Origin of the sequence: Bradyrhizobium sp. S3.12.5 (assembly GCF_040548225.1) — a bacterium.
Taxonomy (GTDB): domain Bacteria; phylum Pseudomonadota; class Alphaproteobacteria; order Rhizobiales; family Xanthobacteraceae; genus Bradyrhizobium; species Bradyrhizobium cytisi.
The window spans coordinates 400,811-422,082 of the sequence record NZ_JBEPRF010000002.1 but is presented as its reverse complement, the minus strand read 5'-3'; the positions used below and the strand labels follow the sequence as shown (position 1 = coordinate 422,082).

At 64.3% G+C, this 21,272-nt stretch carries 19 protein-coding genes and 1 pseudogene; 10 read left to right on the top strand and 10 right to left on the bottom strand.

Annotation, left to right across the window (positions count from 1 at the left end):
* Positions 1-18: 18 nt before the first annotated feature.
* From ABIC09_RS04005 to ABIC09_RS03995, 3 genes are read right to left on the bottom strand one after another with little or no spacing between them, the layout of a single operon-like run.
* The gene (locus tag ABIC09_RS04005) at positions 19-1,032 is read right to left on the bottom strand and encodes an amino acid ABC transporter substrate-binding protein (RefSeq protein WP_354108456.1); all 1,014 of its coding nucleotides are present in this window, start codon (positions 1,030-1,032) and stop codon (positions 19-21) included.
* 12 nt (positions 1,033-1,044) lie between these two features.
* On the bottom strand, positions 1,045-2,394 hold the full coding sequence (locus ABIC09_RS04000; RefSeq protein ID WP_354108455.1) for an aspartate aminotransferase family protein: 1,350 nt from the start codon (positions 2,392-2,394) through the stop codon (positions 1,045-1,047).
* A gap of 2 nt (positions 2,395-2,396) precedes the next feature.
* Positions 2,397-3,269, bottom strand: a complete 873-nt coding sequence (locus tag ABIC09_RS03995) for a MurR/RpiR family transcriptional regulator (RefSeq protein ID WP_148748903.1) — start codon at positions 3,267-3,269, stop codon at positions 2,397-2,399.
* 88 nt (positions 3,270-3,357) lie between these two features.
* On the opposite strand from ABIC09_RS03995, the gene ABIC09_RS03990 reads away from it, so the two are divergent.
* Both ABIC09_RS03990 and ABIC09_RS03985 read left to right on the top strand, forming a co-directional pair.
* On the top strand, positions 3,358-4,545 hold the full coding sequence (locus ABIC09_RS03990; RefSeq protein WP_148748902.1) for an amino acid ABC transporter permease: 1,188 nt from the start codon (positions 3,358-3,360) through the stop codon (positions 4,543-4,545).
* Positions 4,546-4,547: 2 nt separating this feature from the next.
* Positions 4,548-5,654, top strand: a complete 1,107-nt coding sequence (locus ABIC09_RS03985) for an amino acid ABC transporter permease (RefSeq protein ID WP_148748901.1) — start codon at positions 4,548-4,550, stop codon at positions 5,652-5,654.
* Positions 5,655-5,803: 149 nt separating this feature from the next.
* On the opposite strand, the gene ABIC09_RS03980 is transcribed toward ABIC09_RS03985, so the two are convergent.
* Positions 5,804-7,222 (bottom strand): amidase, encoded by a 1,419-nt coding sequence (locus tag ABIC09_RS03980; protein WP_354108454.1) that lies wholly within the window; start codon positions 7,220-7,222, stop codon positions 5,804-5,806.
* 119 nt (positions 7,223-7,341) lie between these two features.
* Positions 7,342-8,117 (bottom strand): annotated as a pseudogene (locus tag ABIC09_RS03975) (SDR family oxidoreductase).
* Between the two features lie 157 nt (positions 8,118-8,274).
* Between ABIC09_RS03975 and ABIC09_RS03970 the strand changes: the two are divergent.
* On the top strand, positions 8,275-9,348 hold the full coding sequence (locus ABIC09_RS03970; protein ID WP_354031779.1) for a tartrate dehydrogenase: 1,074 nt from the start codon (positions 8,275-8,277) through the stop codon (positions 9,346-9,348).
* A 197-nt stretch (positions 9,349-9,545) separates the two neighbouring features.
* On the opposite strand, the gene ABIC09_RS03965 is transcribed toward ABIC09_RS03970, so the two are convergent.
* From ABIC09_RS03965 to ABIC09_RS03950, 4 genes are read right to left on the bottom strand one after another with little or no spacing between them, the layout of a single operon-like run.
* Positions 9,546-10,619 (bottom strand): malate/lactate/ureidoglycolate dehydrogenase, encoded by a 1,074-nt coding sequence (locus tag ABIC09_RS03965; protein ID WP_354084387.1) that lies wholly within the window; start codon positions 10,617-10,619, stop codon positions 9,546-9,548.
* An 11-nt stretch (positions 10,620-10,630) separates the two neighbouring features.
* Positions 10,631-11,542: an NAD(P)-dependent oxidoreductase gene (locus tag ABIC09_RS03960; protein WP_354108453.1), complete on the bottom strand. Its 912-nt coding sequence runs from the start codon at positions 11,540-11,542 to the stop codon at positions 10,631-10,633.
* A 12-nt stretch (positions 11,543-11,554) separates the two neighbouring features.
* On the bottom strand, positions 11,555-12,805 hold the full coding sequence (locus ABIC09_RS03955) for a Zn-dependent hydrolase (RefSeq protein ID WP_354108452.1): 1,251 nt from the start codon (positions 12,803-12,805) through the stop codon (positions 11,555-11,557).
* Between the two features lie 31 nt (positions 12,806-12,836).
* Positions 12,837-13,754, bottom strand: a complete 918-nt coding sequence (locus tag ABIC09_RS03950; RefSeq protein ID WP_148748894.1) for a LysR family transcriptional regulator — start codon at positions 13,752-13,754, stop codon at positions 12,837-12,839.
* 119 nt (positions 13,755-13,873) lie between these two features.
* Here ABIC09_RS03950 and ABIC09_RS03945 point away from each other — a divergent pair, with 119 nt between their 5' ends.
* The 6 genes from ABIC09_RS03945 to ABIC09_RS03920 all read left to right on the top strand — a co-directional run bounded on the left by ABIC09_RS03945 (position 13,874) and on the right by ABIC09_RS03920 (position 19,449).
* A complete protein-coding gene (locus ABIC09_RS03945; protein ID WP_354084390.1) occupies positions 13,874-14,689 on the top strand; it encodes a putative hydro-lyase in 816 nt (271 codons plus the stop codon).
* A gap of 85 nt (positions 14,690-14,774) precedes the next feature.
* Positions 14,775-16,019 carry an ABC transporter substrate-binding protein gene (locus tag ABIC09_RS03940; RefSeq protein WP_354031783.1) on the top strand — a complete coding sequence of 415 codons (1,245 nt, stop codon included), beginning with the start codon at positions 14,775-14,777 and terminating at the stop codon, positions 16,017-16,019.
* Positions 16,020-16,171: 152 nt separating this feature from the next.
* Complete coding sequence (locus tag ABIC09_RS03935) at positions 16,172-17,050, top strand: branched-chain amino acid ABC transporter permease (protein ID WP_354108476.1); 879 nt, start codon at positions 16,172-16,174, stop codon at positions 17,048-17,050.
* Complete coding sequence (locus tag ABIC09_RS03930; RefSeq protein WP_354031784.1) at positions 17,050-18,033, top strand: branched-chain amino acid ABC transporter permease; 984 nt, start codon at positions 17,050-17,052, stop codon at positions 18,031-18,033. Before ABIC09_RS03935 ends, ABIC09_RS03930 begins: the two co-directional genes overlap by 1 nt.
* A complete protein-coding gene (locus ABIC09_RS03925) occupies positions 18,030-18,761 on the top strand; it encodes an ABC transporter ATP-binding protein (RefSeq protein ID WP_148748890.1) in 732 nt (243 codons plus the stop codon). The genes ABIC09_RS03930 and ABIC09_RS03925 overlap by 4 nt, the downstream gene beginning before the upstream one ends.
* Positions 18,745-19,449, top strand: coding sequence for an ABC transporter ATP-binding protein (locus ABIC09_RS03920; RefSeq protein ID WP_148748889.1), 705 nt, complete (start codon positions 18,745-18,747; stop codon positions 19,447-19,449). The genes ABIC09_RS03925 and ABIC09_RS03920 overlap by 17 nt, the downstream gene beginning before the upstream one ends.
* Positions 19,450-19,551: 102 nt before the next feature.
* Here the strand turns inward: ABIC09_RS03920 and otnC are convergent, their stop codons facing one another.
* Positions 19,552-20,244: a 3-oxo-tetronate 4-phosphate decarboxylase gene (gene otnC, locus ABIC09_RS03915; RefSeq protein ID WP_354108451.1), complete on the bottom strand. Its 693-nt coding sequence runs from the start codon at positions 20,242-20,244 to the stop codon at positions 19,552-19,554.
* On the opposite strand from otnC, the gene ltnD reads away from it, so the two are divergent.
* Positions 20,208-21,266 (top strand): L-threonate dehydrogenase, encoded by a 1,059-nt coding sequence (gene ltnD / locus ABIC09_RS03910; protein WP_354108450.1) that lies wholly within the window; start codon positions 20,208-20,210, stop codon positions 21,264-21,266. The genes otnC and ltnD overlap by 37 nt on opposite strands.
* Positions 21,267-21,272 lie beyond the last annotated feature (6 nt).

Here is a 21,272-nt window from a genome sequence, read left to right as displayed (position 1 = left end):
CGGGGAGAGGTGGACTCCTTACTTGAACGGCACCGCGTACATCAAGCCGCCCTTGCTCCAGAGGCCGTTGAGGCCGCGCTCGAGCTTGAGCGGGCTCGCCTTGCCGACATTGCGCTCATAGATCTCGCCGTAATTGCCGGTGGCCTTGATCGCGGTGACCAGCCATTTGTTGTCGAGACCAAGCCGCGAGCCGAGATCGCCCGAGGAGCCGAGCAGCCGCTGGATCGCGGGGGTCTGCGACTTCGTCATCTCGTCGACATTGGCCTGGGTGACGCCGAGCTCCTCAGCCTCGATCAGGCCGTAATGCAGCCAGGTGATGATGTCGCTCCAGACCTCGTCGCCATTGCGGGTAAAGGGCCCGAGCGGCTCCTTGCTGATGGTCTGCGGCAGCACGACGTAGTCGGCCGGGTTCGGCGCCGCGGTCGTCACGGCACCGGCAAGCGCGGAGGCGTCCTGGGTCATGGCATCGCAGCGGCCGCCGAAGAAGGTCTGGTACATGGTGTCGACGCGGTCGAACACCAGCGGCTTCCAGTCGATGCCGTTGGCGCGGCCGTAATCGCCAAGCGTGACCTCATGGGTCGTGCCCTGCGCGACGCAAACGGTGGCGCCCTTGAGGTCCTTCAGCTCTTTCACGCCGAGGTCCTTCTTCACGACAAAACCCTGGCCGTCGTAGAAGTTGATCGGTCCCTGCCGCAGGCCCAGCGTGACGCCGCGCAAGTATGTCTGCGTGGAGTTGCGGTAGAGCACGTCGATCTCGCCCGATTGCAGCGCGGTGAAGCGGTTCTGCGCGGTCAGCGAGACGTAACGCACCTTGTTGGCATCACCGAGCACGCCGGCCGCGAGCGCGCGGCAATAGTCGACGTCGAGGCCCTTGTAATTGCCTTGCGAGTCCGGCGCCGAGAAACCGGCAAAGCCCGCGCTGACGCCGCACACCAGCGTGCCGCGGCTCTTGACCGTGTCGAGCGTCGCCGCCGACGCGACGACCGTCGATGCGGTGAGCACGCTCGCCGCGATAACTATTGTCCTCATCATGCTACTCTCCCCTCAGTGATTGACACTACGCAATACGTTGTCCACGGCCGTGCCGAGCTTGTCGACGATCAGATCGATCTCGTCGGCCGAAGCGATATAGGGCGGCGCCAGCAGCACATGGTCGCCGCGGATACCATCCACGGTGCCGCCGCCGGGATAGCAGCCGAGTCCGTTGGCGAAGGCTTCAGCCTTGATCTTCTGGTTCAGCTTGAGTGCTGGATCGAACGAGGTGCGGCTGGCACGATCAGCGACGAGCTCGATCGCCCAGAACAGCCCGCGTCCCCTGATGTCGCCGACATGGCGATGATTGCCGAAGCGTTCGGTCAGCCGCTGCTCGAGCTGCTTGCCGCGCTCCTTGACCCGGTCGAGCAGATTGTCTTCGCGGATCACGTCCTGCACCGCAAGCGCCGCCGCGCAGGCGAGGGGGTGGGCGAGATAAGTGTGGCCGTGCTGGAACGCGCCCGACCCTGCACGGATTGTGTCGATGATCTTGCCGCTCGCGAGCATTGCACCGATCGGCTGGTAGCCGCCGCCAAGCCCCTTTGCGATCGCCTGGATATCAGGGGCGATGCCTTCTTGCTGCCATGCATGCGTCGTGCCGGTGCGGCCCATGCCGCACATGACCTCATCGAGAATGAGAAGAGCGCCGTGCCGGTCGCAGATCTCACGCACGGCCCTGAAGTAGCCGTCCGGCGCCGTCACCGCGCCGGCTGTGGCGCCGACGACGGGCTCGGCGAGGAACGCCGCAACAGTGTCAGGGCCAAGCCGTTGAAACTCGGCTTCAAGCTCCGCGGCGAGCCGCGCCACGAATTGCGCATCGGATTCGCTGTCGTGCTCCTCGTGATAGGCAAAGGCCGGCGTCACGTGGCTGAACGCGGCCGAGAGCAGGGGTGCATAGGGCGCGCGGCGCCAGGCGTTGCCGCCGGCTGCGAGCGCGCCGAGCGTGTTGCCGTGATAGCTCTGCCGCCGCGCGATGAAATGCTGCCGCTGCGACTCGCCGCGCTCGATGAAATATTGCCGCGCGAGCTTGATGCTGGCCTCGATCGCCTCCGATCCGCCGCTGACGAAATAGGCGTAGGCGAGACCGCCGGGCTCATGCCCGACCAGCGTTTGAGCAAGCGCCTCGGCCGGCTCGGAGGAGAAAAACGCGGTGTGCGCATAGGCGAGCGTCGAGGCCTGCTTCGCCATTGCCGCGATCACGCGGGGATGCTGATGCCCGAGGCAGGACACCGCCGCGCCGCCGGACGCGTCGATCACGCGGCGGCCGTCTTCGGCGAAGAGATAGACGCCCGCGCCGCCAATCGCCTTGGGCGGCGTTTCGCGCAGCGAACGGTGCAGCACGCGGCTGGTGCGAGTGCTCATGGTCAACCTTTCTCTGAGACGTAGGTAGAGGTGGCGGCAAGCCGCGCCTCGGTATCCTGGAGGCGCTTCTTCGCAGCCGTGCCGCCGAGCAAGAACGTCGCGGCGGCTAGCGACTGCGCGATCGCGATCGCGCCGGTGAGGCTCGGGAAGAATCCGGGCGAGGAGGCGGCTTCGAACAGCAGGACGTGGTCGGCGCCCTCGGCCATCGGCGCGGCCACGCTGTCGGCGATCGCGATCAGCGTCGCGCCGGCGCGATAGGCGGCCTGCGCGACCCGGACGCTGGCATTGGTATAGGGCATGAAGCCGATGACGATCACGGCCTCGTCGGGCCGGAATGCGCCGAGATCGAGATCGTCAGGGCCGGACGCGCCGACGATCTGCACCTGCTCGGGGCGGAACAGCCTTAGCTCGTAGTTGAGCAATTCCGCGACGCTGCGGCAGCTGCGATAGCCGGTGATCCAGATCCGTTTCGCGTCGTGCAGCGTGCGGGCCGCGTCCGCGATCGCGTGGGCGGATATGCGCGGCAGGCCCGCGGCTTCGGCCTCGAGCTTGTCGGAGATAAGCGCGACATCGGCGTTCGGGCCGTGGCGGCGGCTCTTGGCGCGAGCCGAAAAGGGCGAGGTCTGCGACGGCCGCCGTGCCTCGGTCAGCGCGGCGCGCAATTCGTCCCAGCCGGAATAGCCGATCGCCTTCGCAAGGCGCGTGAATGCGGCGGGATCGGCACCGGCTTCGGCCGCGAGGTCGCGCATCGAACGGGTGGTGGCGTCGTAATCATTGGCCGCGACAAAACGCCCGACCTCCTGCAAGCGCAGGGGGAGCGATGGCAACGCAATGCGGAGTTCGCTCAGGGGCGAGAATTTCGCGGGCTCGGCCATGAAACATTTGTTGCACGGTTCTTGGATTGGTGCAACAGTTGACGTGCGCCGCCGGAAATCGCTGCTGTCAGGAAGGATTTTTGCGCCCGTGACCTCAGATGACCCCAGGCCGCCGCCGCGCCGCAGCTTTTTCGGCGCGCTCGGGCCGAACGAATTGAAGGGCTTGTTCTGGCAGGTGCTGGTGGTCGGCATCGCGGTCGCCGTCATCGTCTTCCTCTGGTCCAACACTGTCACCAACCTCTCGGCTCGCCGCATCACCACCGGCTTTGCCTTTCTCGGCCGCGAGGCCGGGATGCCGATCTCCGACAGCCTGCTCGCGTACAATCCGAGAGACAGCTACCTCTGGGCTTTCGTCGTCGGCGTCGCCAACACGCTGCGCGTCGCCGTGATCGGCATCGTGCTCGCGACGATCCTCGGCACACTGATCGGCATCTCGCGGCTGTCTACGAACTGGCTGCTATCCCGGTTTGCGGCCGTCTATGTCGAGGTCCTGCGCGACATCCCGCTGCTGCTTCAACTCCTGTTCTGGTACGTGCTGATGCAGGCGTTGCCGGCTGCGCGTGCGGCGTGGCGGCCGGTCGAGGGCGTCTTCCTATCCAACCGCGGCCTGATCCTGCCGGCGATCCCGGTTGGCTCACCACAGCTCTGGGTGCTCGGCACGGCCGTGCTGGGCTGCGCTGCATTCCTTGTCATTCAGCGATGGCTGGTCGCTCAGCAGGTGCGCGATGGCAAGCCGCGGCCGGCTTGGCCCTTTGCGCTTGGTCTCATTGCCGTGCTGCCGGTAGCGGTGTCGTTGTCGCTTGGCGTGTCCTGGACCATCGAATGGCCTGCGCTGCGCGGCTTCAACTTCGTCGGCGGGCTGACGCTCGCGCCTGAATATTTCGCGCTGCTGATCGCGCTCGTGACCTACACGTCCGCCTTCATCGCCGAGATCGTGCGCAGCGGCATCCAGTCGGTGCCACGCGGGCAGTGGGATGCCGCCAGCGCGCTCGGCCTGCGCCGCAGCTTCATGCTGCGGCAGATCATTCTGCCGCAGGCGCTGCGCGTGATCGTGCCGCCGATGACCAGCCAGTATCTCAATTTGACCAAGAACTCCTCGCTCGCGGTCGCGATCGGCTATCAGGACGTGGTCTCGATCGCCAACACCACGCTGAACCAGACCGGACAGGCGATCGAGGCGATCGCGCTGATCATGGCCGTGTTCCTGACCATCAGTCTCGGCATCAGCTTCTTCATGAACTGGTACAATGCGCGCATCGCGCTGGCGGAGCGCTGAGCATGACCGCGATCACTGACATGCCAGACGTGCCGCGCGCCGCCCGCCGTCCCCAAATCGGCAACCCGGTGCTGCGCTGGCTGCGCACCAATCTGTTCTCGTCGATCCCCAACGGCATCCTGACGGTCGTCCTGCTGGCGGTGCTGGCGAAAGGCGTGATCAGCTTCGTGCAATGGGGCATCGCGAACGCGGTCTGGCTCGCACCAGCCAATGATTCCAGCGCCTGCAAGGCCGCGCGCGGCCTCGGCGCCTGTTGGGCCATCATCCCCGAGAAGTACCGCTTCATCCTGTTCGGCACCTATCCGTTCGACGAGCAATGGCGGCCTGCGCTCTCCGTCGTGCTGTTCATCGCGCTGTTCTTTCTCTCCACGCGCCGCGCGCTATGGCGGCGCGAATTGGCCTATCTCTGGATCGGCGCGCTCGCGCTGATCAGCGTGCTGATGTGGGGCGGCGTGTTCGGGCTGTCCTTCGTCTCGCAGGATCGTTGGGGTGGGCTGCCGGTGACATTGATCCTGGCGACATTCGGATTGGCGTTCGGCTTCCCGCTCGGCATTTTGGTCGCGCTCGGCCGGCGCTCAAAGCTGCCGGCGATCCGCTCGCTCTCGGTGCTCTATGTCGAGTTGATCCGCGGTGTGCCGCTGGTGAGCCTTCTCTTCATGGCGAGCGTGATGTTTCCGCTGTTCATGCCCAGCGGATTCAACATCGACAAGCTGTTGCGTGCGCAGATCGCGATCATTCTCTTCGCGGGCGCCTATCTTGCCGAGGTGATCCGAGGTGGCCTCCAGGCCGTGCCGCGCGGGCAATATGAGGCGGCCGACGCGCTCGGGCTGTCCTACTGGCGCAAGCACCGGCTGATCGTCCTGCCGCAGGCGATCCGCCATGTCATCCCGCCGCTGGTCAACACCTTCATCGCCTTCTTCAAGGATACCAGCCTGGTCCTGATCATCGGTATCTTCGACCTGCTGACGACGGCGAAGACCGCGATCATCGATCCTGCCTGGCAGCAGTTCTCGGTGGAAGTCTATATCTTCGTTGCCGCGATCTATTTCGTCTTCTGCTTCGCGATGTCGCGCTATAGCCGCAGCCTGGAGGCGACGAGCGCGAGGTGAGGTCCGGTGTCCCGGACAAGGTGCAGCGCGCGAGCGCTGTGCCGCAGAGCCGGGACCCAGGATCGCACAGGAGGTCCCGGAGAGATGGGCCCCGGCTCTGCAGCGCACCGCGAAGGCGCGCTGCGCTACGTCCGGGGCAAGAGAGTGCCTTACCTCTTCACCCGCGGATCGATCGGGGTCTGCCCGCGCAGGCCCAAAATGTCCTCCAGCACCTTCGCACCCGCGATCACTTGCGCGTCCGCGCGGGGTGCGCCGACGACCTGCACGCCGACCGGCAGGCCGGAGGCGGTGAAGCCGCAGGGCAGCGACAGCGACGGGCAGCAGGCCAGCGTGATCGCATAGACGATGCCGAGCCATTCGACATAATTCTCGAAGGTCTTGCCGGCGCATTCCGCGACATAGCGGTTCTCGATCGGGAACGGCGGCACGATTGTGGTCGGCGTCAGCAACAGGTCATAGGTCTTGAAAAACTCGATTGCGCGCGCGGTCATGCCGACGCGCTGTGCTTCGGCGCGTGCGAGCTGTTCGACGGTGAGCTTAAGGCCCTCCTCGATGTTCCAGATCACCTCGGGCTTGAGTAGGTTGCGCTTGGTACGCAGCAGATTGGCCTTGGTGATCGCGAAATCGAAGGCGCGCAGCACGTGGAAGCATTCATGCGCCTCGCGCCAGTCGGGATGCGCCTCCTCGACGATGGCGCCGGCTTCCGCGAAGCGCTCCGCCGCCTTGCGCGTGATCGCCTTGACCTCGGGATCGACCGGCGTGATGCCGAGATCGGGCGAGTAGGCGATACGCTTCGGCTTCGTGCCCGAGCGCACCGCTGACAGGAAAGAGGTCGCAGGCGCCGGCAGCGACAGCGGATCGTCCGCATAGTCGCCGCTCATGGCGTCGAGCAGCAATGCGAGGTCCTCGACGTTACGCGCCATTGGCCCGACGACGCCGAGATTGCGATCGATGCTCGATTTGGGAGTGTGGGCGACGCGGCCGATGCTCGGCCGCATGCCGACCACGCCGCAGAAGGCCGCGGGGCTGCGCAACGAGCCGCCCATGTCCGAGCCCTGTGCCAGCCAGGCCATGCCGGTGGCGAGCGCCACCGCGGCGCCGCCGGAGGAGCCGGCCGCCGACTTCGACGTGTCCCAGGGATTGAGCGTCGCGCCGAACACTTCGTTGAAGGTGTTGGCGCCGGCGCCAAATTCCGGCGTGTTGGACTTGGCGTAGACGACCGCTCCATTGGCCTCGAGGTTCTCGACCATGAGGTCGGATTTCGCTGCAACGTTGTCCTTGAAGATGGGCGAGCCCTGCGTGTTCAACACGCCGGCGACATCGGTCAGATCCTTGATCGGCACCGGCAAGCCCGCGAGCAGCCCGCGCGCGCCGGCCGGCTTCTGCATCAGCGCCTTGGCGCTATCTCGCGCCCGATCGAAGCACAGCGTCGGCAGCGCGTTGACCGTGCTATCGACCGCACTGATGCGCCTCTCCACGACATCCAGCAGTTCGAGTGGCGAGACATCGCCGGAGCGTAGCTTGTCGACGACGGTGCAGGCGGTTTCGTGGATCAGGTCTTGAGACAACTATTTTGCTCCTGCTCATGAAAAGGCTTCGTCATTGCGAGCGCAGCGAAGCAATCGAGATATGCATCTGCGGGGACGGTCTGGATTGCTTCGCTGCGCTCGCGATGACGTGGATAGAGTTAACCCCATCCTGCGCTGATGCCGCCGTCGACCGTATAGATCACGCCCGACGTATAGCCGGCGCGGTCCGACGCCAGGAACGCCATGAGGTCGCCGATCTCGCGCGGATGTGCGGGGCGGCTGAGCGGCAGGCTCTTCTGGAATTCCTTGTAACGGTTCTCGTCGCCGAACTGGTGCTTTGCGCGCGTCTTCAGCAGTGTGACGTGACGGTCGGTGCCAACCGGGCCGGGATTGATGCCGACCACGCGAATGTTGTCGGCGAGGCTTTTTCCCCGAGCGCGCGGGTGAAAGCCATCAGCGCGGCATTGCCGGCGCTGCCGCAGATGTAATTGGCGTCGAATTTTTCGCCGGCAGCACCAATGTCGTTGACGATGACGCCGCCGCCCCGGGCCTTCATCTGCGCGTAGATCTGCCGCGTCAGGTTGATATAGCCGAACACTTTCAATTCCCAGGCGTGGCGCCAGATGGCTTCATCGATCTTGTCGATGGAGCCGCCGGGGATGTCGCCGGCATTGTTGACGAGCACGTCGATGTCGGCGGCCTCCCTGGCTAGCCGCGCCAAATCCTCGGCGTTGCGTAAATCGACGATGCTGGTCGCGGCATCGATCTGATGCGCCGAGCGCAAGCGGTCGGCCAGCGCCTCGAGCTGCTCGCCGTTGCGCGCGGCGAGCAGGAGATGAGCGCCTTCCTCGGCAAACGCCTCGGCGGCGGCTGCGCCAATGCCCTTGGACGCGCCTGTGATGAGGACGCGCTTGCCACGCAGATGCAGATCCATGAGAGGTACTCGCAGGGTGGGAACAGGGATGAAATCAGTAGGCGCACGGCTGCGCCATGGTCAACATTGCAGTGCAGCGTTGCACTGCCGTTGACTTTGGTCCATTGCAGTGCGGTCAAAAAGGCGGCGGCTGCCGGACCAAAAAAGGACGTTCTCGATGAGCAAGAAACAATACCGGATCGCAGTCATTCCCGGCGACGGCATCGGCAAGGAAGTGATGCCCGAGGGCCTGCGCGTTTTGGAGGCGGCCGCGAAGAGGCACGGGGTCTCCCTGCATTTTGATCATTTCGACTTCTCGTCCTGGGACTACTACGAGAAGCACGGGCAGATGATGCCGGACGACTGGAAAGAGAAGATCGGCAAGCACGACGCGATCTATTTCGGCGCGGTCGGCTGGCCGGCCAAGATTCCGGATCACGTTTCGCTGTGGGGCTCGCTGATCAAATTCCGCCGCGAGTTCGACCAGTATGTGAATCTGCGCCCGGTGCGGCTGATGCCCGGCGTGCCGTCGCCGCTGGCGGGCCGCAAGCCCGGTGATATCGATTTCTGGGTCGTGCGCGAGAACACGGAAGGCGAATATTCCTCCGTCGGCGGCCGCATGTTCCCCGACACCGACCGCGAGTTCGTGACGCAGCAGACGGTGATGACCCGCACCGGCGTCGATCGCATCCTCAAGTTCGCCTTCGAGCTCGCCCAGTCGCGGCCGAAGAAGCACCTGACGTCGGCGACCAAGTCCAACGGCATCTCCATCACCATGCCCTATTGGGACGAGCGCGTGGAGGCGATGGCGAAGAAGTTTCCGGGCGTGAAGTGGGACAAGTACCACATCGACATTCTCACGGCGAACTTCGTGCTGCACCCGGACTGGTTCGACGTCGTGGTCGGCTCCAACCTGTTCGGCGACATCCTGTCCGATCTCGGCCCGGCCTGCACCGGCACCATAGGCATCGCACCGTCAGGCAACATCAATCCCGAGGGCGATTTCCCCTCAGTGTTCGAGCCGGTGCACGGTTCGGCGCCTGACATCGCAGGGCAGGGCATAGCGAACCCGATCGGCGCGATCTGGTCGGGCGCGATGATGCTCGAGCATCTTGGCGAGAAGGTTGCCGGCAAGTCGATCGTCGATGCGATCGAGCGCACGTTGGCCGAGCGCACGCTCCGCACCAAGGATCTCGGCGGTAACGCCGATACCACAGCCTGCGGCAAGGCGGTCGCAGATATGGTGGATTAATTCGCTGCTTGACCCTCTCCCCTTGTGGGAGAGGGTGGCTTCGATGCGAAGCATCGAAGACGGGTGAGGGGTGTCTCTCCGCAGAGACAGACCTCACAACTGTACATTTCTCTTCGCGGACAGAGACCCCTCATCCGGCGCTCCGCGCCACCTTCTCCCACAAGGGGAGAAGCGAAGGCGAGTGTGCCTTGCTTCGATTAGCCCACGATCTTCTCGATCACCGCTTCATCCAGTCCGAACTTCTTCCCGGCCGTCAAAATTTCCTGCCAGGTGGTCGGATCGACTGGGATACCTTCCGCGAGCCGCTTCTTCTTGGTCTCACGCTCGGGCTCGCCGGCGATCTTGACCTTGTCGACGCCGAGGGCGGGCGGCGAGCCGGTGTGCCAGGCGACGAAGCTCTCGACTTCGCGCGCAAGGTTTTCGCCGGTGCCGAGCTTGCCCGGGTCGATGATGATCGAGAGCATGCCGTTGAGGACGTTGTGCTTGCCGTCGGACGGGCCCTTGACCACTTGACCGCCGGAGAGCGCACCGCCGAGGATTTCACACACCAGAGCGAGACCCGAGCCCTTGTGCTCGCCGAACGGCAGGATGGCACCGTGCGGCGGGATCACGGTGTAGCGTGGATTGACCGTGGGCTTGCCTTCGTTGTCGATGATGGTGCCGGGCTCGAGTTCGACGCCCTTGTTGTGGGCGACGCGGGTCTTGCCCTGTGCGATCCTGCTGGTGGCGAAGTCGAGCACGATCGGCTCTTTGCCCCTGCGCGGGATGCCGACGCAGAACGGGTTGGTTCCGTGGCGCGCATCGCTGCCGCCCCAGGGCGCCACGATGGGGCGCGAAATCACATTGACGAAGTGGATCGAGACCAGCCCGTGGTCGATGCACTGCTCGGCCCAATGGCCGATGCGGCCGATGTGGTGGGCGTTGGAAAGGCCGACGAGACAGACGCCGTTGCTCTTGGCGCGCTCTGCCGCCAGCTCCATCGCTTCATGGCCGATCACCTGACCGTAGCCGGTGAGACCGTCGAGGGTGAGAAGCGGACCAGTGTCGAGCACGATCTTGACGTGCTGGTTCACGGCGAGGCCGCCGTTGGTGACGCTCGAGACATAGCGCGGGATCATGCCGACTCCGTGCGAATCGTGTCCCTTCAGATTGGCCTCGACTAAGTTGGTGGAGACAAGCTCGGCTTCGCGGTCCGTAGACCCGCCCGCCTTCACGATGGCGCGGATGACATTGGTGAGCGGTTCCGCCTTGATGGTGCGAGTGTCGGCCATTGTCGTTGCTCTTATCCTTTCACGATCCCGCGGCAATGGACCCATGCCGCTTCGATCAGATTCTCGCTGGCTTCCGGTGTGCGGAACGCCGAATGCGCCGACAGCGTTACGTTCGGTATCCTGGTCAGCGGATGGTCCGCGGGCAACGGCTCGATATTGAAGACATCGAGGCCGGCATGGCGGATGTGGCCCGACGTCAACGCGTCGATCATCGCCTGCTCGTCGACGATCGCGCCACGCGCGGTGTTGATGAAGACGACGCCCGGCTTCATCTTCGCGATTGTCTCGCGCGTGATCATGCCGCGTGTCTCGTCGTTGAGCAGCAGGTGCAGCGACACCACGTCGCTTCTCGCCAGCAGCGTGTCGAGATCGGTGAACTCGACGCCGGGATAGGCCTTTGGCGAGCGGTTCCAGGCAACCACCTTCATGCCGCCGCCTGACGCAATGCGCGCGACTTCGGCGGCGATACCGCCGAACCCGATCAGGCCGAGCGTCTTGCCGGTGAGCTGCATGCCATCCTCGCGCAGCCAGTTACCAGCGCGCATCTCGCGGTCCATCATCGCGATGACGCGGGCGGAGGACCACATCAGTGCGATCGCGGACTCCGCCACGGCCGTGTCGCCATAGCCGTTGATCAGATGCACGGAGATGCCGAGCTGGCTAAGCTCCTCCGGATTCATGTAGCTGCGCGCGCCGGTGCCGAGAAACACGACGTGCTTCAGCCCCGCGCATTGTTTTGCGACCTCGGTGGGAAGCGCGGTGTGGTCGACGATGGCGATCTCGGCGCCGTCGAGGATCTGAGGATATTGCTCGGGCTTGATGTCGGGATCCCGGTGGATCCGCACCTTGGGATCGCCCGGCTTCTCAAGCCGCTCCATGATCACGGCGAGGGCTTCATTGGCGTCGACGAAAACTCCGCGCATGTCTGTCTCCGATCAGGATGCGACGCCGGCGATCGCCAGCACGGTGTGCATCAGCACGTTGGTGCCCGCGGCGCAGTCGGGCTGCGTGGCATCTTCCAGCTCGTTGTGGCTGATGCCGTCCTTGCAGGGCACGAACACCATCGCCGCCGGCATGACCGTATTGAGGTTGCAGGCATCGTGGCCGGCGCCGGAGGTGATGCGGCGGGAGGAATAACCGAGCGTCTTGGCTGCATTCTCGACTGCGGCGATCAGCTTGGGATCGAAATGCGTCGGCGGCTTGCGCCAGACGAGATCGATCTTGACCTCGACCTTGCGGCGCGCGGCGATCTCGGCAATCGTAGTGTGCAGGTCACGATCGAGGGCATCCATGATCGTGCCATCTGCGCTGCGGCAATCCATCGTAAAGGCGATCTCGCCGGGAATGACGTTGCGCGAGGGATTAGCGATCACGGCTTCGCCGATGGTGCCGACTGCATTCGGTCCGTGCTTCCTGGCAATGGCCTCCATCGCCAGCACGATCTCGGACAGTGTCGCCAGCGCGTCGCGCCGCAACGGCATCGGGGTCGATCCCGCATGGCTTTCGAAGCCGGAGATCTTGCCGTCATACCAGAGCACGCCCTGGCCGGAGTCGACCACGCCGATGGTCTTGCCTTCGGCCTCCAGGATCGGGCCTTGCTCGATGTGCAGCTCGACAAAGCAGCCGAGCTTCTGGAAACCGACCGGCTTGTCGCCGCGATAGCCGATGCTGTCGAGCGCCTGGCCGACGGTCGTGCCCTCGATATCCTTGCGCGACAGGATGTCGTCGGCCGTGAAATCGCCGACGTAGGCCGCGGACGCCATCATCGCCGGCGCGAAGCGCGAGCCTTCCTCGTTGGTCCAGTTGACGATGCAGATCGGCACCTCGGTCTCGATGCCGGCATCGTTCAGCGTGCGGATCACTTCGAGCGCGCCGAGCGTTCCCAGAATGCCGTCATACTTCCCGCCGGTCGGCTGGGTGTCGAGATGCGAACCGATGCCGACGGGAAGCTTCGACATGTCGCGGCCCTTGCGCAGGCCGAACTGAGATCCGAGCGCATCGACATGCACGTCGAGGCCGGCTTCCTCACAGGCCTTTCGGAACCAGTCGCGAACCTGCTTGTCTTCGCCGCTGAGCGTCAGCCGCCGTACGCCGCCTTTGGCCGTCGCGCCGAATTGCGCGGTCTCGTGGATGGAGCCCCAGAGGCGGGCGGAATCGATCTGCAAATTGGTGGCGGCTCGGCTCATGCATCAGTCTCTCATTTGTCCGGCGCCTGTTTCAATGACGCGCCAGCGCGGGCGCGTCAACCGCGAGGCTGCTCTGCGCAATCTGACATGCAAGCTCGGCGACGCGCTCGACCGCGACGACGTCGGGCGAGGCGAGCCAGCTTGCGGTGAACGTCAGCGGTGCGATCTCCAGATCGGTGTCGAGCAATTGCAGCCGGCCGTCGGCGAGCTCGTTTTCGACGATGGCGTCGGGGATCACGGCGATGCCGAGTCCTTCCACTGCCATGTGGATCACGGTGGCAAGCGAGGCAGAGGCGTGGAGACGGATCGGCGGCAAGTCGGGCCGGTCGAACACCTCGCGCACGACCTCGTAGGGTCTGGTCTTACGCGGAAAAGTGATGATCGGAAACCGTGCGAGATCGGCGGGCGTCACCGGGCCGTGGCCGAGCCCGAGTGAGGGGCTTGCGAGGAAGCCGATCGGATAGTCGGCGAGCACGCGATTGTGCACGCCGGAGGCCGACAGCGGTCCGACAACGAAGGCCAGCTCGATCTCCTGCGCGAGCAGGCGCGCGGTGAGGTTCGGCGTGATGTCGACCTCGATCTCCAGCGACAGGTTCGGATAGATCCCGTTCATGCTCTTCACCAGCCGCGGCAGCCAGGTGTGCACGATGGTCTCGGCGACGCCAAGCCGCATCACGCCGCGCATCGCCGAGCGATCGCCGATCTCGGCCATCATCTGAGCGCGCAGGCCGATCAGCTTTTCCGCATAGACCATCATCTGCCGGCCGCTCGGGGTGGGCGACGCCACGCGATGATCGCGGTTCAGGAGTTTGACGCCCATCTCGCGCTCGAGCTGGGCAATGCGCTGGGAGATCGCCGGCTGGGTCGTATTGAGTCGTGCTGCGGCGCCGCGGAAGCTGCCGAGCTTCACAACCCAGAGGAAGGTTTCGATCGACCTGAAGTCCAGCATTGAAGGGATTTTCCTGATCGATAAAATAGATTTATCGATATCGATTAGAAAGGACGATTAGACTTTATAGCATGCTTGGTGTTGGCTGTCTTTGTCGAGTTTATAGGCAGGTCGATCACATGACTGTTTTGGTGGCAGCGCAGCAAACTGAAACACCCGACACCCTCCCGAGCCGTCAGGCGCGGCTCGCCTATCGTGGCGGCGAGGTCGGTTCCACCGCCGGGGTCGCGCCCGGCTTCGTCCAGGGCAATCTGGCGATCCTGCCGGCGGAATACGCCGGCGCCTTCCACCGCTTCTGCCAGCTCAATCCGAAACCGTGCCCGATCATCGGGATGTCCGATGTCGGCAGCCCGTACATCCCTGCGCTTGGCGCCGATCTCGATATTCGCACCGACGTGCCGCGCTACCGTGTCTGGCGCGACGGCGAAGTCGTCGATGAGCCAACCGATGTGACCAAGTATTGGCGCGATGACCTCGTGACTTTCGTGCTCGGGTGCTCGTTCTCATTCGAGGAGGCGCTGCTCGACGAGGGCATGCCGATCCGCCACATCGAGCAGAACGTGCGGGTGCCGATGTACCGCACCAACATCGCCTGCGGCGAGGCCGGCCCGTTCGCGGGTCCGATGGTGGTGTCGATGCGCCCGTTCAAGGCGGCCGATGCGATCCGCGCGGTGCAGATCACCTCGCGCTATCCCGCCGTGCACGGCGCGCCCGTGCACCTCGGCCATCCGCATCTGATCGGCATCAAGGACATCGCCAAGCCCGACTATGGTGATCCCGTAGCTGTTGCCGATGACGAGATCCCGGTGTTCTGGGCCTGCGGCGTGACGCCGCAATCGGTCATCAATGCGGCCAAGGTCCCTTTCGCGATCACGCATTCGCCCGGCCTGATGTTGGTGACCGATCTGAAGAACAGGAACATGGCCGTGATTTAGTGGGCAGCATTTGCTGCTTCTTCAGGCTTTACGCAGTTTGCCAATCGCTTCATTCGATACGCACAAAATACAGAGGACTTTGCCAATGACGATCACTCGCCGCGACGTTCTGCTCGGAGCCACCGCCGCTGCCGCGCTGTTGCCGCTAGCGGCGCGCGCGCAAACCTCTGAGGTGGTGATCGGCGCGACCTATCCCTTGTCCGGCGCCGGCGCCCAGGTAGGGGTCGACGCGCAGCGTGCATTCGAGACCGCGATCGATATCATCAACAACGACCAGGACTTCGACCTTCCGCTGGCGAAGGGTGTCGGCTTGCCCGGTCTCGGTGGCGCCAAGATCCGCATGGTGTACGCCGACCACCAGGGCGACCCGCAAAAGGGGCGCGCCGAAGCCGAGCGGCTGATCACCCAGGAAAAAGTCTGCGCGGTGCTCGGCTCCTATCAGAGCGCAGTCGCGGTCACGGTCAGTCAGATTTGCGAGCGTTACCAGATCCCGTTCTTGTCGGCGGACAATTCCTCGCCGAGCCTGCATCGCCGCGGACTGAAGTACTATTTCCGCGCCTCGCCGCATGACGAGATGTTTTCGGCCGGGATGTTCGATTTCCTCGACTCGATGAAGAAGAAGGGCGTCAAGGCCGAGACGCTGGCGCTGTTCCACGAAGATACGATCTTCGGCACCGACTCCGCCAACGCCCAGACCAAGTTCGCAACCGAGCGCGGCTACAAGATCGTCGCCGACATCAAGTACCGCGCCAACTCGCCGTCCTTGTCTGCCGAAGTCCAGCAGCTCAAGGCCGCCAATGCCGATGTGCTGCTGCCCTCGAGCTACACCACGGACGGCATCCTACTGGTCAAGACGATGGCGGAGCTCGGCTACAAGCCGAACGCGATCCTGGCCCAGGCAGCGGGCTTCTCCGAAAAGGCGCTTTACGACGCCGTCGGCGACAAGCTCGAAGGTGCGATCACCCGCGGCAGCTTCTCGCTCGATCTCGCCGCCAAGCGGCCGATGGTCGGCAAGATCAACGATCTGTTCAAGGCGAAATCGGGCAAGGATCTCAACGACAACACGTCGCGGCAGTTCATGGCGATGATCGTGATCGCGGACGCCATCAACCGCGCCAAGTCGACCGACGGCGAGAAGATCCGCGACGCGATGGCCGCAACCGACATCCCGGGCGAGCAGACCATCATGCCCTGGAAGCGGGTCAAGTTCGACGACATGGGCCAGAACAACGACGCCGATCCGGTGCTGCTGCAATATATCGGCGGCAAGTTTGTCACTATCTTCCCGTCGCAGGCGGCCGTGGCCGAAGCAGTCTGGCCGATGAAGTGAGGACGAAATCGGGAGCCCGGACGGTAGCTCCTGATCCTGATCCTGCGGAGTAAGACGGAGCCCGCGTCGGGAAAGACGAGGGTTGCCCGTCCTTGGCGATGCGCGTTCGATGACGCCCCTCGGGGCGAGGGCTTTTTCTGGGGGACAAGTTGCTGACAGTCGAAACAATTGTCCAAAGTCTCGCGAGCGGCCTGCTGATGGGCCTGCTCTACGGACTGATCGCCGTCGGCCTCGCGCTGATCTTCGGCCTGATGGACGTCACGAACTTCGCCCATGGCGAGTTCCTGATGATCGCGATGTACGCGTCCTTCTTCCTGTTCACGTTCTTCGCCATCGACCCCTTGCTTTCGGCGCCGCTGGTCGCGGCCGGGATGTTCGTGTTCGGAGCGGTGATCTACCTGTTGATCGTGCGCTTCGCCATGCGCGCCAAGGCCAATGCCGGCATGGTGCAGATCTTCACCACCTTCGGCCTGGCCATCGTGATGCGCGGACTGGCCCAGCTGTTCTTCACGCCGGACTATCGCAGCATTCCGCAATCCTGGCTCGGTGGCAAAACCATCTCGGTTGCGGGCATTTTCCTGCCGGAGCCGCAGCTGGTCGGCGCGCTGGTCTCGATCGCGGCCTTTGCCGGCCTCTACTTCTTCATCCATCGCACCGATTTCGGCCGCGCGCTGGAAGCCACCCGTGAAGATCCCGGCGCGGTCGCGCTCGTCGGTATCGACAAGAACCGCGTGTTCGCGTTCGGTTGGGGCCTTGGCGCTGCGCTTGTCGGTCTCGCCGGCGCGATCATGGCGGTGTTTTTCTACATCTATCCCGACGTTGGCGCGTCCTTTGCGTTGATTGCCTATGTCACGGTGGCGCTCGGCGGCTTTGGCAGTGTGTTCGGCGCCTTTGCCGGCGGCATCATTGTCGGCCTGGTTGAAGCGGTGACCGCCCTGATGCTGCCGCCCTCACTGAAGTCGGTCGGCATCTATGCGGTGTACTTGCTCGTTGTCTTCATCCGGCCGCGTGGCCTGTTCGGGTCGATGTGATGGATAAGAATTTTGCCGCGCGGCGTCGCCGCGATCTCATCGTTGCCGCAGTGCTGGCCGCACTGGCCGCGCTCGCGCCGCTGTTCGTCAAGAACGTCTACATCCAGAACATCCTGGTGCTGACCTTGATGTATGCGGCGCTGTCGCAGAGCTGGAACATCCTGTCCGGCTATTGCGGACAGATCTCGCTCGGACACGCGCTCTATTTCGGCATCGGCGCCTACACCACGGAGCTGCTGTTCACCAAGTTCGGCGTGCTGCCCTGGTTCGGCATGCTTGCCGGCGGCGTGATCGCTGCCGTGATCGCGATGGGGCTCGGCTATCCCTTCTTCCGTCTGCGTGGCCATTACTTCGTGATCGCGACCATCGTCATCGCCGAGATCGGGCTGCTGCTGTTCCAGAACTGGGAATGGGCGGGGGCTGCAATGGGAATTACCATTCCGGTGCGCGGCGATAGCTGGTTGAAGTTCCAGTTCATGCGCAGCAAGCTGCCGTACTTCTATTTCGCGCTGGCGCTTTGCTGCGTCGCCTGGTTCGTCACCTGGTGGCTCGAGGACTCCAAATGGGGTTTTTGGTGGCGCGCGGTAAAGGATAATCCGGAAGCCGCTGAAAGCCTGGGCGTCGTCGTGTTCAACTCCAAGATGGGTGCGGCAGCGGTCTCTGCATTCCTCGTTGCCGTCGGCGGCGCCTTCTATGCGCAATTCCTCGCTTATATCGATCCCGAAAGCGTCATGGGTTTCCAGTTCTCGCTTCTGATGGCGCTCCCGGCCGTGCTCGGTGGCATCGGCACGCTCTGGGGTCCCGTGCTGGGAGCGGCCATCCTGATCCCGATGACGGAGCTGACGCGCTCCTATATCGGCGGCTCCGGCCGCGGCGTCGACCTCATCGTCTATGGCGCGCTGATCGTGGCGATCTCGCTCGCTTTGCCGCAAGGCCTGGTCAGCCTGTTCTCCCGTTCCAAGGCAAAAGGAGCGACGCGATGACCGCGCTCCTTGAAACCCGTGGCGTCTGGCAGCGGTTTGGCGGTCTCGTCGCCAACAGCGACGTCTCGATCTCGGTCGGCCGCGGCGAGATCGTCGGGCTGATCGGTCCGAATGGCGCCGGCAAATCGACGCTGTTCAATCTGATCGCCGGCGTTCTGCCGCCGACGCAAGGCTCGATCTGGTTCGACGGCGAGGACGTGACAAAGCTGCCGGCGGCCGAGCGCTGCCAGCGCGGCGTTGGTCGCACCTTCCAGGTCGTCAAGAGCTTTGAGACCATGACGGTGATCGACAACGTCATCGTCGGCGCACTCGTGCGCAACACGGTGATGCGCGAGGCTCGCCGCAAGGCGCATCAGGTGCTGGAATTCACCGGCCTTGCGGCGCGCGCCGACGTGCTCGCAAGCGACCTCGTGCCGGCCGAGAAGCGCCGTCTCGAAGTCGCGCGTGCGCTTGCGACCGAACCGAAACTGTTGCTGCTCGATGAAGTGCTCACCGGCCTTACGCCGACCGAGGCACAGACCGGCGTGGCGCTGGTGCGAAAAGTACGCGATGCCGGCATCACTGTTCTGATGGTCGAGCATGTCATGGAGATCGTGATGCCGCTGGTCGATCGCGCCATCGTGCTCGATCTCGGCAAGGTTCTGGTCGAGGGCAAGCCCGCCGACGTGGTTCGCGATCCCAAGGTGATCAGCGCATATCTGGGAGATCGTCATGCTGTCGGTGCATGAAGTCACGACCGCCTATCAGGGCCTGGTCGCGATCTCCGCGGTCTCGATCGAAGTCCAGAAGGGGGAGATCGTCTGCGTTGCCGGCGCCAACGGTGCGGGCAAGTCGACGCTGCTCAAGTCCATCGCCGGTGCCGAGCGTCCGCGCTCGGGCACGGTGACGTTCGACGGCAAACGCCTCGACGGCATGGCGCAGCATCACATCACCGCCACCGGCATCGCCTATGTGCCGGAGAACCGCCGCCTGTTCCCACGCTTGTCGGTGCGCGACAATCTGCGCCTCGGCAGCTATCTCTATCGCGGCGAGGCCGATCGCGAGGGGCCGCTCGATCTCGTCTTCAAGCTGTTTCCGCGCCTGTCCGAACGCCTCGAGCAGCGCGCCGAAACGCTTTCCGGCGGCGAGCAGCAGATGCTCGCGATCGGCCGCGCCCTGATGACGCGTCCGCGGCTTCTGATGCTCGACGAACCCTCGCAGGGCATCATGCCGAAGCTGGTCGACGAAATCTTCCAGGCGGTGAAAACCATCCGCGAAGCCGGCATGACCGTGCTGATCGTCGAACAGCGCATGGCCGAGTGCCTGGAGATCGCCGACCGCGCCTACATCCTGCAAACCGGCCGTGTGCTGATGCAGGGTCCGGCGGCGGAGATCAGGGGCAATCCGGACGTGAGGAAGGCGTATCTGGGGCTCTAGCGCCAACCGTCATTGCGAGCGCAGCGAAGCAATCCAGAATCCCTCCGCGGAAAGACTCTGGATTGCTTCGCTGCGCTCGCAATGACGAGGTTAAAGCTGGGCTCAATGCCCGTGCTCGTGCCCATGCTCCGGCAGCGTCACCCCGAACACTTTCACCAGATCCGCCACCTGCTCCGGCGAGAGATACCGCGGGTTCATTCCGCGCAGCAGCAGATAGAGCTTCGCCGTCTCCTCCAGCTCCTCGGTCGCGAACACCGCCGATTCCAGTGTCTCGCCGGCGACCACCGGCCCGTGATTGGCGAGCAGCACGGATGAATATTTTCCGGCCAGTCCCTTGATCGCATCCGCGACCGCGGGATCGCCCGGGCGGTAATAGGGCACGAGCGCGGTGGCGCCGCATTTCATCAGATAATAGGCCGTCATCGGCGGCAGCGCGGCGTGCGGGTCGATCTCGGGCAGCATCGAGAGCGCGACCGAATGAGTGGAGTGCAGATGCACGATTGCCCGCGCGCTTCCGCGCGTATCGTAGAGCGCGGTGTGCAGCGGAACTTCCTTGGTCGGCGCATCGCCGGACATGAGCCGGCCCTGATCGTCCAGCCGCGACAGTTTTGCAGGATCGAGGAAGCCGAGCGAGGCGTTGGTCGGCGTCACCAGCCAGCCGCCGCTATCCAGCCTGACACTGATATTGCCGGAGGAGCCCGGCGTCAGCCCGCGCTCGAACAGGGACCGTCCGAAGCGGCAGATATCATCACGCAGCCTTGTCTCGTTGCTTGTTTCAGTTTTCATGGCCGTCATGCTCGCTTGTCTCACGCTTTGGCAGCGCGGCCAAGCCGTGTTATTCGAGATCACGAGCCGCCGCAAAGGCGGCCGTCCGGGAAACGTTCGCAAGGGTTAGTTGCATGTCCGCCTCCACGTCACAAAATCAGCGCATCGCGGTCATCGGGCTCGGCTCGATGGGGTACGGCATGGCGACCTCGCTGAAGCGCGCCGGCCATACGGTCACCGGCTGCGACGTTTCGGCTGATGCGGTGGCGCGTTTTGTCAAGGACGGCGGCGCCGGCGCCACAACGCCGGCCGAGGCGGCCAAGGGCGCGGACATCGTCGTCAGCGTCGTCGTCAATGCCGCGCAGACCGAAGCGATCCTGTTCGGCAAGGACGGCGTGGCCGAGACCCTGCCGAAGGACAGCGTCTTCATCTCCTCTGCGACCATGGATCCCGACGTGGCCCGGCGCCTGGCAAAAGAGCTGGAAGCGACCGGCCGAAATTACCTGGATGCGCCGATCTCCGGCGGCGCGCAACGCGCCGCGCAAGGCGAGCTGACGATCCTTGCTTCGGGCAGTCCCGCCGCCTTCGCCAAGGCGCGCCCGGCGCTCGATGCCATGGCAGCAAAGCTCTACGAGCTCGGCGATGCCGCTGGCGAAGGCGCGGCCTTCAAGATGATCAACCAGCTGCTGGCCGGCGTGCATATCGCTGCCGCCAGCGAAGCGATAGCGTTCGCGGCCAAGCAGGGCCTCGACATCCGCAAGGTCTATGAGGTGATCACGGCGTCTGCCGGCAATTCGTGGATGTTCGAGAACCGTATGCCGCACGTGCTCGACGGCGACTACACGCCGCGGAGCGCGGTGGAGATCTTCGTCAAGGATCTCGGCATCATCCAGGACATGGCGCGCAGCGCCAGATTCCCGGTGCCGGTTTCCGCCGCAGCCCTCCAGATGTTCCTGATGACGTCAGCTGCCGGCATGGGGCGTGACGATGATGCGTCGGTGGCGCGAATGTATGCGCAGGTCACCGGCGTAAAACTTCCCGGCGACAAGTAGAAGAGG